We start from the raw sequence: 11,363 nt of genomic DNA, 5'->3' as shown, positions 1-11,363 counted from the left end.
CCGCCGACCACCGCGGGCCGGCCGCCGAGGACGACAGCACGGGCGGCGCGCGGCGGGACGAGAAGACCGTCGCGCTGCCCCGGCGGGTGCGGCAGGCCAGCCTCGCGCCCCAGCTCAAGAACGACCCCGCGGGGCAGGCCGCCGCCGCGGGCCCTGCCGATCCGGAGCCCGAGCGCGACGCCGACGAGGTGCGGGCCAGGATGGCCTCGCTCCAGCGCGGCTGGCAGCGCGGGCGCGAGCACAACGCACGCGAACCCGACGGCACGGCATCCACCGCACAAGGAACGACATCTGAAGGGGACGGTCGATGACCGCACCGAAGGCCGCAGCACGCAGCGCGTCCACGAGCACCGGCGAGCTGAACTGGCTGCTCGACGAGCTCGTCGAGCGCGTCGGCAGCATCCGCAAGGCGCTCGTACTCTCCGGGGACGGCCTGCCGACCGGCACATCCAAGGAGCTGACCCGTGAGGACAGTGAACATCTGGCAGCCGTCGCCTCCGGCTTCCACAGCCTCGCCAAGGGCGTGGGCCGGCACTTCGAGGCCGGCAAGGTCAGGCAGACCGTCGTCGAGCTCGACGAGGCGTTCCTCTTCGTCACCGCCGCGGGCGACGGCAGCTGTCTGGCCGTGCTTGCCGACGCCGACTCGGACGTCGGGCTCGTCGCCTACGAGATGACGCTCCTCGTCAAGCGCGTGGGGGCGCACCTGGCCGCCGCTCCGCGGACCGGCGTGGCCGCCGACGGGTGACTACGGGCATGACCGAAGACGGCGGCGGCCAGGCCCACTGGTTCGACGACGCGGCAGGCCCCGTGGTACGGCCGTACGCCATGACGCGCGGCCGCACCCGCAGCGCGGCCGAGGCGAAACTCGACCTGATCGCGGTCGTCATCGCCGACGAGTCCCTGGACGAGCACGCCGGGGACGTGCACGCCGTGGTGGACCAGACGCTGTCCCCGGAACACCTCGACATCGTCGAGCTCAGCGTCGACGCCCCGCAGTCCATCGCGGAGCTCGCCTCCGGGCTCGACCTGCCCGTCGGGGTGGTCCGGGTCCTGGTCGGCGATCTGATCGACGCGGAGCTCGTCCGGGTCTCCAGACCGGTGCCCCCGGCGGAGCTCCCGGACGAGACCCTCCTGCGCGAGGTGATCGACGGCCTGCGGGCGCTGTAGCCGGGCCCCGCGCCCGTACGGACTCCGGCGCGCCGCGATCGGCCCTCGGCGGACCGCAGTTGACGAGCGCGGGACGTGCGAGTGCGGTGTGCACGTTGTACTGTTCCCTTGCCAAAGCCGACCACATGCTGATCACTTGGCAACCAACCCTGTCCACGCCATCCATGCCACCCAGGAGAAGAGACTCATGGTCTTCGGGCGCTCCGACCGAAGCCGCAAGCGGTCCAAGGCCGACCCGGTGACGCTCAAGATCCTGGTCGCGGGCGGCTTCGGGGTCGGCAAGACGACGCTGGTCGGCGCGGTCAGCGAGATCAAGCCGCTGCGCACCGAGGAGCTGCTCAGCGAAGCCGGACGGCCGGTCGACTCCACCGACGGCGTGGAGGCCAAGTCCACCACCACCGTCGCCATGGACTTCGGCCGCATCACGCTCCGCGAGGACTTAGTCCTCTACCTCTTCGGCACCCCCGGCCAGGACCGCTTCTGGTTCCTGTGGGACGAGCTGGCACAAGGCGCCCTCGGCGCGGTCGTCCTCGCCGACACCCGCCGCCTCCAGGACTGCTTCGCCGCCATCGACTACTTCGAGCGGCGCTCCATCGCCTTCACCGTCGCCGTCAACTGCTTCGACGGCGCGGACCGCTACCCCGAGGACACCGTCCGCGACGCCCTCGACCTCGACCCCCAGGTCCCCGTCCTGCTGTGCGACGCGCGCGAGCGGGAATCCGCAAAGCGGGTCCTGATCTCGGTCGTCGAGCACGCCATGGAGGCGTCCGCGAGTCACCGCGAGCACGCCCGCACCTGACCGCGCGCCCCCGGCCCGTACCCCTCCGCGATGTTCGAGGGCGTACGGGCCGGGGCACGCGGCGGCGGTCAGCCGCCGCCCGCCTCGTCCTTCCCGGCTCCTGCGGCCTCCCTGGCCCCTCCGTCGTCCTCATGCCAGCCGAAGCTGCGCTCGACCGCCTTGCGCCAGTTGCCGTACTCCCGCTCGCGCTCGGCGGCCTCCATCCGCGGCGTCCACTCCGTGTCGCGCTTCCAGTGCGACCGCAGCTCGTCGAGGTCCTGCCAGACGCCCGTGGCCAGCCCCGCCGCATAGGCCGCGCCCAGACACGTCGTCTCGGCGACGACCGGACGGATCACCGGCACGCCCAGCACATCCGCCTGATGCTGCATCAGCAGATTGTTGACGGTCATCCCGCCGTCCACCTTCAGCGAGGTGAGCCGCACCCCGGAGTCCTGGTACATCGCGTCCACCACCTCGCGCGTCTGCCAGCTCGTCGCCTCCAGCACGGCGCGCGCCAGATGCGCCTTGGTGACGTACCGGGTGAGCCCGGTGACCACGCCCCGCGCGTCCGAGCGCCAGTACGGCGCGTACAGCCCGGAGAACGCCGGCACGATGTACGCCCCGCCGTTGTCCTCCACACTCGCCGCCAGCGGCTCGATCTCTTCGGCGGAGCGGATGATGCCCAGCTGGTCGCGGAACCACTGCACCAGCGCGCCCGTGATCGCGATCGAGCCCTCCAGGCAGTACACGGCCGGGTCGCCGCCCAGCCGGTAGCCCACCGTCGTCAGCAGCCCGCTCTTGGACGCCACCGGCCGCTCGCCCGTGTTCAGCAGCAGGAACGAGCCCGTCCCATAGGTGTTCTTCGCCTCGCCCACCCCGAAGCAGGTCTGCCCGAAGACGGCGGCCTGCTGATCGCCCAGCGCCGAGGCGACCGGCACCCCGGCCAGCTGGCCGACCGCCGTCCCGTACACCTCCGCCGAGGAACGGATCTCCGGCAGCATCACCTCGGGCAGATTCATCGCGGCGAGCACCGAGGAGTCCCACTGGAGCGTCTCCAGGTTCATCAGCATCGTGCGCGAGGCGTTGGTGACGTCCGTGACGTGCGCCCCGCCGTCTGTGCCGCCGGTCAGATTCCAGATCAGCCAGGAGTCCAAAGTGCCGAAGGCGACCTCGCCCAGCTCCGCCCGGCGGCGCAGCCCCGGCACGTTGTCCAGCAGCCAGGCAGCCTTGGGCCCGGAGAAGTAGCTCGCGAGCGGCAGCCCGGTCGCCGCCCGGAACCGGTCCTGGCCGTCCGCGCCGCCCAGCTCCCGGCAGAGCGCGGACGTCCGCGTGTCCTGCCACACGACGGCGTTGTGCACCGGCTTGCCCGTCGTGCGGTCCCACAGGACCGTCGTCTCCCGCTGGTTGGTGATGCCCACCGCGCTCAGCTCGTCCGCCCGCAGCCCCGCCTTGGCGAGCGCGCCCGCCACCACGGCCTGCACCTTGGACCAGATCTCGGTCGCGTCGTGCTCCACCCAGCCCGGCTTGGGGAAGATCTGCCGGTGCTCGCGCTGGTCGACGGCGACGATCGCGCCGTCCTGGTTGAAGACGATGCAGCGGCTGGAGGTGGTGCCCTGGTCGATCGCGGCTGTGTATTTGCCGGCCTTGTCGGCGGCGCCGGTCCTGTCGATCATGACGTCTCCCGAGTCAGTAGGCTGCGTTGAAGATGAGACCGGACAGCGCCGCCCCGATCAACGGACCCGCCACCGGGATCCACGAGTACCCCCAGTCGGAGGTTCCCTTGTTGGGAATGGGCAGCACGGCGTGCGCGATGCGCGGACCGAGGTCGCGCGCCGGATTGATGGCGTAGCCGGTCGGCCCGCCCAGCGAGAGGCCGATGCCGACCACGACGAACGCGACCATCAGCGTCTGGGTGCCGGACTGCCCGAGCCCCTTCGTGAGCCCGAAGGCCAGCACCGGCAGCACCAGCCCCATCGTCGCGATGACCTCGGTGAGCAGGTTGGCCACCGGATTACGGACCTCCGGAACGGTCGAGAAGATCCCCAGCGTCGGCTGCGCGCTGCCCTGGTCGGCGTTGGCGGCGAACTGCGCGTAATAGGCGAGCCAGCACAGCACCGCGCCGAGCACCGCGCCGATCATCTGCCCCGCCACATAGACGGGCACCTTGTCCCAGTGCCCGGTGTCGATGGCGATGCCCAGCGTCACCGCCGGATTGAGGTGCCCGCCGGAGAGCGGCCCCGCGGTGTACGCCCCGGCCAGCACGCCGAAGCCCCAGCCGAAGGCGATCACGACCCAGCCGGCGGCCTTGGCCTTCGAGTGTGTGAGAGTGACGGCGGCGCACACTCCGGCGCCGAAGAGAATCAGCACCGCGGTGCCGATGATCTCGCCTATGAAGATGTCGCCATTGGAGAACTGATCCACTGCGGCTCCCAGTCCCTCGCCCGGGACACCGTCCCGGTCCTCCGTGCAGGGGGGTGCTCCCCGATGAGGCGGCGGCCGGCGGCCGAGGGTTCCCGTGCCCCCTGCCCGGCGTCGGCGATCAGCGCGACAGGGCATTCGCCAGGGGAGCGGTGGCACCACCGGGGACGCCCTGCTGCGGCGGTGCCGACTGATATCCGGCAGTGTTCCCCGGTGCTGACGGAGCGTCAAGGTCGTCCGCAGCAGAGTGGCGGCACGGCATCGGCCGCGACCCGCTCAGTGCCGGTGTACGGACCGGTAGGAGACCGGGAAGTCGAAGTAGCGGTCGGGGAACGGCTCCGGCTGGTACGTGTAATGCCACCACTCCTGCGGCAGGTTGACGAAACCGGCGCGCTCCATGGCGGACTTGAGCAGCGTCCGGTTGGCCCTCTGCTTCCCCCGCACCCGTGGATCGAGGGTGTGCGAGAGGGTGTCCATGCAGTCGAACCCGGTCCCCATGTCGATCGAGTTGTCCGGGAACCGCTGCCCCTTGGGCGCGTGACAGGGCACGAGCCGCTCCCCGGGGACGTACGGCCGGGTCGGTACGGGTGGCAGCCGGACCACCGTCAGATCCATCGTGCTGCCCCGGCTGTGCCCCGACTTCTCGGCGATATAGCCGTCGTCGAACAGCCGCGACTTGTCCACCTGCGGATAGAACTCGCGCTTCATCCGCTGATCGGAGAGGTCCTCGCCCCACTTCACGAAGGCCGCCACCGCCCGCTTCGGCCGGTAGCAGTCGTAGACCTTCAGCGTGTACCCCCGGCGCAGCAGCCCGCGCTGCACCCGGTGCAGGGCCAACGCGGCGGGCCGGGTCAGCAGGCACACCGGCTGCCGGTAGCCGTCGACGCGGCGCCCGGTGAAGTTGTGCGGGGTGATGTAGCGGATCTCCTGAAGGATCGTCGGATCGACGTCACGGAGGGCCACGAACTCCTTCGGGGCCCTCGGCCCCCGCTCCGGGCGCGCCTGATGTGCCTGAGCAGAAGTGGCCGGGGCCAGCGCGAGGAGAGCGGCGGCGCAGAGCACCGGCGCGCGCGAGGGAACGGCGGACCGGGTGCGTACGCGCGAGAAGGCTGCGGACAGGGCGCGTACCCGCGCGGCGGTTGATCGTGACATGGGCACCTCCAGAAGGTCGGTGATCCCTCCACTTAGCAGCACCGGAGGCCGCCGCGGAAGAGGGCGCGGCGGCGGCCCGCTACCCCGCGGCCACCGGACGCACCCGTACCGGATACGCCACCTCGTCCGCGCCCTCCTGCTCCACCCGCAGCCGCCCGTCCCGCCACCGCGTCGTGAACCGCACCGCCGCCGGCCGTTCCCAGCCGTCCCCCGCGTCCGGAATCAGCACGCCCGCGCCCGTACGCCCCGGAGCCGGCTCCCACACCTCCAGCTCGACCCCGCCCCCGGCGCCCGCCACCGGCACCACCGACCCCGCCCGCGCCAGCACCGGAATCCGCTCCAGCGGCGCGGGCAGCAGCACCTGTCCCGGCCCCTCGTACGCCCGGCCCGTCGCCGTGTCGTACCACCGCCCCCGCGGCAGCCGCACCGCCCGCCACTCCGCCCCGGCCTCCAGCACCGGCGCCACCAGCAGCGAATCGCCCAGCAGATACGCGTCCTCGCAGTCGCGCAGCGCCCGGTCCTGCGGCGAACGCCACCACACCGGCCGCACATACGGCGCGCCCGACCGGTGCGCGAGCTGCGCCAGCGTCACGAAATACGGCAGGAGCCGCTCCCGCTGCCGCAGCGCCGCCCCCGCGTGCTCCAGCACCCGCGGACCGAACTCCCACGGCTCCCGCCGCCCCGCGTCGATCGCCGCGTGCGTACGGAAGAACGGCAGCAGCGAACCCAGCTGGAACCACCGCAGAAACAGCTCCGGCGACGGCGAACCCGTGAACCCCCCGACATCCGGCCCCGAATACGGCACCCCGCACAGCCCCAGCCCCAGCACCAGCGCGAGCGACGCCCGCAGCCCCGGCCAGCCCGTCGCCACATCCCCCGACCAACTGCCCCCGTACCGCTGCACCCCCGCCCACCCCGACCGCGAGAACAGGAACGGCCGCTCCTCCGGCCGCAGCTCGCACAGCCCCTCGTAACCGGCCCGCGCCATCGCCAGCCCGTACACGTTGTGCGCCTCCCGATGATCGCCGCCCCGCCCCTCCAGGGCGTGCCGCGCCGACCGCGGCAGCGTCGGATCGCCGAAGGGCACGAACGACACCGGCTCGTTCATGTCGTGCCACACCCCGGAGAACCCCTGCGCCAGCCGCTCCCCGTACAGCCCGCCCCACCACTTGCGCACCCCCGGCTCCGTGAAGTCCGGGAAGACCGACTCGCCCGCCCACACCTCGCCCCGCACCCGCCGCCCCCGCGCGTCCCGTACGAACGCGTCCGCCGCCGCCCCGCTGTCGTACACCGCGTTCCCCGGCTCCGCCTTCACCGCCGGATCCACGATCGACACCAGCCGCACCCCCTGCCCGCGCAGCTCCGCCGCCAGCCCCGGCAGATCCGGGAACCGCTCGCCGTCCACCGTGAACACCCGGTGCCCCCGGTAGTGGTCGATGTCCAGATGGAGCGCCGACAGCGGCAGCCCCCGCTCCCGGTACCCGGCCGCCACCCGCCGCACCTCGGCCGCGTCCCCGAACCCCCAGCGCGCGTGGTGGTACCCCAGCGCCCACGCCGGGGGCAGCGCGGGCGCGCCCGTCAGCGCCGTCCACGCGTGCAGCACCCGCGCAGGCGTCCCCGCCATCACCCAGTAGCGCAGCGGCCCCCCGTCCATCCGCACCTCGCACCGGCCCCGCCGGTCATGCCCCGACCCCTCGCCCTCCACCCCCTCCCGCAACGCCACCCACCCGTCCCACGAGTTGTCGTGGAACACCAGATGCGACCCCGCGTCCGCCACCACCAACTGCACCGGCATCGTCAGATACAGCGGATCGTCCCCCGGCTCGAAGGACCCGCCCGGATCGGTGTTCCACAGCCGGTACGCACCGTCCCGCAGCCGGGGCCCCGCCGCCCGGCCGCCCAGCCCGAAGAACCGCGCGTCCGCCGCCACCTCGGACCGCTGCACCCAGCGCGCCCCGGCGTCCCCCGCCCCCGCCCCAGTCGTACGAGGCTCCGGACCCTGCCCGTCCACCGGCTCCCACCAGCGCGGCGGCAGATCCCGCCGCAGCACCGCGCCCCCGGGCGTACGCACCTCCACCGCGCCGTGCCGGGAGACCACCACCAGCACCCGCTCCGACATCACCCGCCAGCCGCCGTCCGTATCCGGCTCCAGCACCGCCCGCTCGTCCACCGCCGGACACGGCCCCGCCAGCGCGTACGACGGCTCCGGCCCGGCGCCGTCCCAGCCGCAGAACACCGCGCCGCCCGCCGCGACCCGCACCCGCAGCGACGACCGGGCGAACCGCACCACCCCGCCGCCCGGCCGCGGCTCCGCTCCCTGCGCCGCACCCGGCACCCGCGCCCGCTCCGCACCGCGCCGCGGCAGCCCGGCCACGTCCAGGCGCCGCCGCCGCACCGCCGACCGCAGCGACCGCAGCCCCCGTGCCGAACCGACTGATTTCACCGACCGCACCAGGTCACGCGCATCCATGCTGCTCACCCTGCCACCGACACCGCCGGGCGCGCGCTCCGTTCAACTCCCGTTCACCCAGGGGTATCCCGCCATATCGCCCCGCCTTCACCGCACACCCAATATCCACACCCGCCACACCTGCCGCGCTCGCCACCACGCTCGACGCGGGACCGCCGACCGCCCCTGCCGCAGGGCCCCGGACCTGGTGTGAGAGTCGATCACGTGGCATCGTCCTGCACAGCCGCGTTCCGCGCACACCCCGCACGTGCGCGGCGACGCCCACGACGCGTGACAGCCGGGAGACGCCAGATGACCACCGCACCGCAGCCCGCAGCCCAGCCGGAACCCCTGTGGCAGCCCGGCGAGGACCGCATCGCCGCCGCCCAGGTCACCCGCTTCCAGGACTGGGCCGCCGAGCACCACGGAGCGCCCCCCGCCGTCCCCGGCGACCCCGCCGCGAGCTACGCCGCGCTCCACCGCTGGTCCGTCCAGGAACTGGAGCGCTTCTGGCAGGCCACCACCGAATGGTTCGCCGTCGACTTCACCACCCCGTACGAACGCGTCCTCGCCGACCGCGCCATGCCCGGCGCCGCCTGGTTCCCCGGCGCCACGCTCAACTACGCCGCACACGCCCTGCGCGCCGCCGCCGACCCCGACCGCGCCAACGCGCCAGCCATCCTCCACGTGGACGAGACCCACGAACCGCGCACCATCACCTGGGCCGAGCTCCGCGGCCAGGTCGGCTCCCTCGCCGCCGAGCTGCGCCGCCTCGGCGTACGCCCCGGCGACCGCGTCAGCGGCTACCTCCCCAACATCCCGCAGGCCGTCACCGCGCTCCTCGCCACCGCCGCCGTCGGCGCCGTCTGGACCTCCTGCGCCCCCGACTTCGGCGCCCGCAGCGTCCTCGACCGCTTCCAGCAGGTCGAACCCGTCATCCTGTTCACCGTCGACGGCTACCGCTACGGCGGCAAACGCCACGACCGCGCGGAAACCGTCGCCGAACTCCGCCGCGAACTGCCCACCCTCCGCGCCGTCGTGCACATCCCGCTCCTCGGCACCCCCGCCCCCGAAGGCGCCCTCGAATGGGACGCGCTCACCTCAGCCGACACCGAACCCGTCTACGAGCAGGTGCCCTTCGACCACCCCCTGTGGGTGCTCTACTCCTCCGGAACCACCGGCCTCCCCAAGGCCATCGTCCAGTCCCAGGGCGGCATCCTGGTCGAACACCTCAAACAGCTCGGCCTGCACTGCGACCTCGGCCCCGGCGACCGCTTCTTCTGGTACACCTCCACCGGCTGGATGATGTGGAACTTCCTCGTCTCCGGCCTCCTCGTCGGCGCCACGATCGTCCTGTACGACGGCAGCCCGAGCCGCCCCGACATCTCCGCCCAGTGGCGCGTCGCCGAACGCACCGGCACCACCCTCTTCGGCACCTCCGCCGCGTACGTCATGGCCTGCCGCAAGGCCGGCCTCCACCCCGGCCGCGACCTCGGCCTCACCACCGTCCGATGCGTCGCCACCACCGGCTCGCCGCTGCCCCCCGACGGCTTCCGCTGGATCCACGACGAGGTCGCCGACTCCATGTGGATCGCCTCCGTCAGCGGCGGCACGGACGTGTGCAGCTGCTTCGCCGGAGCCGTCCCCACCCTCCCCGTCCACATCGGCGAACTCCAGGCGCCCTGCCTCGGCACCGACCTCCAGGCCTGGGACGCCGCCGGCAAGCCCGTCATCGACGAGGTCGGCGAACTGATCGTCGCCAAACCCATGCCGTCCATGCCCATCCACTTCTGGAACGACCCCGACGGCAGCCGCTACCACGACAGCTACTTCGAGATGTTCCCCGGCGCCTGGCGGCACGGCGACTGGATCACCCTCACCTCCCGCGGCTCCGTCGTCATCCACGGCCGCTCCGACTCCACCCTCAACCGCGGGGGCGTTCGGATGGGCTCCGCCGACATCTACGAAGCGGTCGAACGGCTCCCCGAGATCCGCGAGTCCCTCGTCATCGGCGTCGAACAGCCCGACGGCGGCTACTGGATGCCCCTCTTCGTCCACCTCGCACCGGGCGCCGCTCTCGACGACGCCCTGCGCACGCGCATCAAGAACACCCTCCGCGAGAACCTCTCCCCGCGCCACGTCCCCGACGAGGTCATCGAGGTACCCGGAGTCCCGCACACCCTCACCGGCAAACGCATCGAGGTCCCCGTCAAGAGGCTGCTGCAAGGCGCCGAACTGGAGAAGGCCGTCAACCCCGGGTCCGTCGACGACCTCGGACTCCTGCGTTTCTACGAGCGGCTCGCCCACGACCGCGCCGCCGCGGACAGCTGAGGCACAAGGCTACTGTCAGTGCCTGCGGCTACTCTGAGTGAGCATTGATCGCTCGCGCTGAGGGGGAGTCATGGCGCACACCGGGAACGACCGAAAGCGAACCACCGCACGGCCCACCGCACGGCCCACCGCACGGTCCATCGCACGGCGCTCGCTGCGCCGCGAAGCGCCCAGCACCGTGGCCCTGCTCGCCGACGAGCGGGACTTCGCGGCCATGCGGCGGTACGGGACCTTCTCCTTCGACGACCACACGGTCTACCTGCGGCAGATGGAAGGACTGCTGAAAACCCTCGCCGCCCAGGGCGTCCACATCACCGTCGCCCTCTTCGACCCCGTCGGCTACGAGGAGTTCTGCGCCCACACCCGCCTCGCCCCCGACGATCCCGCCAGCCGCACCCGCTACACCGCCCACCTGGGCGCGGCCGGCGGCACGGTGCCCTACGAGGGCCAGCCCATCGACCGCCTGCTGCCGCACCTCGTCGACGCGGCCGAACGCCAGGCGACCTGGGAGTACGCGACACGGCTGCTCTCCCAGGCGAACCGCTGCGGGGCCGGGGGCTGCGGCGAGGACCGGGCGGACGCCGCGTTCGCCCGCGCCTCGCACGCCCTGCGGCTGCTCCTCGACACGGCCGGCGACGGAGCGCACCACCTCGTGTGCAGCATCCCGGCCGACCAACCGGCCCACGAGCCCCCGCTCGTCGCGATGCTGCGCGCCGAGCCCCGCCCCGGCGGAGTGCTCCACGTGCCGCAGGCCCAGGCCCTCCTCTTCTGCACCGTGCTGGCCGCGGGCCTGGCCACCGCGCGCCGAGGCGGCGTCGTCCTGCGCACCACCACGCCCGACGGACACGACCGGGTCAGCGGCTGGGCCCTGCACGACGACTGGCTGCGCCCCCTGAGCGAGGCCGAGATCTTCGCCGCCTACTGCACGGACGCCGACACCGGCGAACCCGTACCGCCCGAGCACGGAGTCGAGTACGCGGCGGGCGCCACGCTCGTACGGCCATCGGAGACGGGGGAGTCGGGGGAGACGATCTGACGCCTCAACGGACGAGGGGCGCCCCACCGCTC

Annotated in this window: 9 protein-coding genes and 1 pseudogene; 6 read left to right on the top strand and 4 right to left on the bottom strand. The window is 72.9% G+C overall.

Going from position 1 to position 11,363, the window contains the following annotated elements; all coding sequences use genetic code 11:
- The 4 genes and pseudogenes from ACFU99_RS17580 to ACFU99_RS17565 all read left to right on the top strand — a co-directional run.
- A pseudogene (locus tag ACFU99_RS17580) lies at window positions 1-311 on the top strand (histidine kinase); the annotation flags it as partial.
- Window positions 308-745: a roadblock/LC7 domain-containing protein gene (locus ACFU99_RS17575; RefSeq protein ID WP_384392458.1), complete on the top strand. Its 438-nt coding sequence runs from the start codon at window positions 308-310 to the stop codon at window positions 743-745. The pseudogene ACFU99_RS17580 and the gene ACFU99_RS17575, both read left to right, overlap by 4 nt.
- Window positions 746-753: 8 nt before the next feature.
- The gene (locus ACFU99_RS17570; protein ID WP_384392455.1) at window positions 754-1,167 is read left to right on the top strand and encodes a DUF742 domain-containing protein; all 414 of its coding nucleotides are present in this window, start codon (window positions 754-756) and stop codon (window positions 1,165-1,167) included.
- A gap of 187 nt (window positions 1,168-1,354) precedes the next feature.
- Window positions 1,355-1,966 (top strand): ATP/GTP-binding protein, encoded by a 612-nt coding sequence (locus ACFU99_RS17565; RefSeq protein ID WP_384392460.1) that lies wholly within the window; start codon window positions 1,355-1,357, stop codon window positions 1,964-1,966.
- Between the two features lie 68 nt (window positions 1,967-2,034).
- On the opposite strand, the gene glpK is transcribed toward ACFU99_RS17565, so the two are convergent.
- From glpK to ACFU99_RS17545, 4 genes are all read right to left on the bottom strand, one after another.
- Window positions 2,035-3,618 (bottom strand): glycerol kinase GlpK, encoded by a 1,584-nt coding sequence (gene glpK / locus ACFU99_RS17560; RefSeq protein ID WP_384392452.1) that lies wholly within the window; start codon window positions 3,616-3,618, stop codon window positions 2,035-2,037.
- 13 nt (window positions 3,619-3,631) lie between these two features.
- A complete protein-coding gene (locus ACFU99_RS17555) occupies window positions 3,632-4,366 on the bottom strand; it encodes an MIP/aquaporin family protein (RefSeq protein WP_384392449.1) in 735 nt (244 codons plus the stop codon).
- Between the two features lie 273 nt (window positions 4,367-4,639).
- Window positions 4,640-5,515, bottom strand: coding sequence for a M15 family metallopeptidase (locus ACFU99_RS17550; RefSeq protein ID WP_384392447.1), 876 nt, complete (start codon window positions 5,513-5,515; stop codon window positions 4,640-4,642).
- Between the two features lie 79 nt (window positions 5,516-5,594).
- Window positions 5,595-7,985 (bottom strand): glycoside hydrolase family 31 protein, encoded by a 2,391-nt coding sequence (locus tag ACFU99_RS17545; protein ID WP_384392445.1) that lies wholly within the window; start codon window positions 7,983-7,985, stop codon window positions 5,595-5,597.
- A gap of 291 nt (window positions 7,986-8,276) precedes the next feature.
- On the opposite strand from ACFU99_RS17545, the gene ACFU99_RS17540 reads away from it, so the two are divergent.
- A complete protein-coding gene (locus ACFU99_RS17540; protein ID WP_384392442.1) occupies window positions 8,277-10,295 on the top strand; it encodes an acetoacetate--CoA ligase in 2,019 nt (672 codons plus the stop codon).
- Window positions 10,296-10,365: 70 nt separating this feature from the next.
- Window positions 10,366-11,331 (top strand): hypothetical protein, encoded by a 966-nt coding sequence (locus ACFU99_RS17535; RefSeq protein ID WP_384392440.1) that lies wholly within the window; start codon window positions 10,366-10,368, stop codon window positions 11,329-11,331.
- Window positions 11,332-11,363 lie beyond the last annotated feature (32 nt).

Origin of the sequence: Streptomyces sp. NPDC057654 (assembly GCF_042800135.1) — a bacterium.
GTDB lineage: Bacteria > Actinomycetota > Actinomycetes > Streptomycetales > Streptomycetaceae > Streptomyces.
The sequence above is the reverse complement of the archived record's forward strand: the minus strand, read 5'-3'. Positions and strand labels throughout refer to the sequence as shown.

Coding starts and splice junctions, on each gene's coding strand:
- ACFU99_RS17550 (WP_384392447.1), bottom strand. CDS start 5,515: ATGTCACGATCAACCGCCGCGCGGGTACGCGCCCTGTCCGCAGCCTTC.
- glpK (WP_384392452.1), bottom strand. CDS start 3,618: ATGATCGACAGGACCGGCGCCGCCGACAAGGCCGGCAAATACACAGCC.
- ACFU99_RS17575 (WP_384392458.1), top strand. CDS start 308: ATGACCGCACCGAAGGCCGCAGCACGCAGCGCGTCCACGAGCACCGGC.
- ACFU99_RS17535 (WP_384392440.1), top strand. CDS start 10,366: ATGGCGCACACCGGGAACGACCGAAAGCGAACCACCGCACGGCCCACC.
- ACFU99_RS17545 (WP_384392445.1), bottom strand. CDS start 7,985: ATGGATGCGCGTGACCTGGTGCGGTCGGTGAAATCAGTCGGTTCGGCA.
- ACFU99_RS17570 (WP_384392455.1), top strand. CDS start 754: ATGACCGAAGACGGCGGCGGCCAGGCCCACTGGTTCGACGACGCGGCA.
- ACFU99_RS17565 (WP_384392460.1), top strand. CDS start 1,355: ATGGTCTTCGGGCGCTCCGACCGAAGCCGCAAGCGGTCCAAGGCCGAC.
- ACFU99_RS17540 (WP_384392442.1), top strand. CDS start 8,277: ATGACCACCGCACCGCAGCCCGCAGCCCAGCCGGAACCCCTGTGGCAG.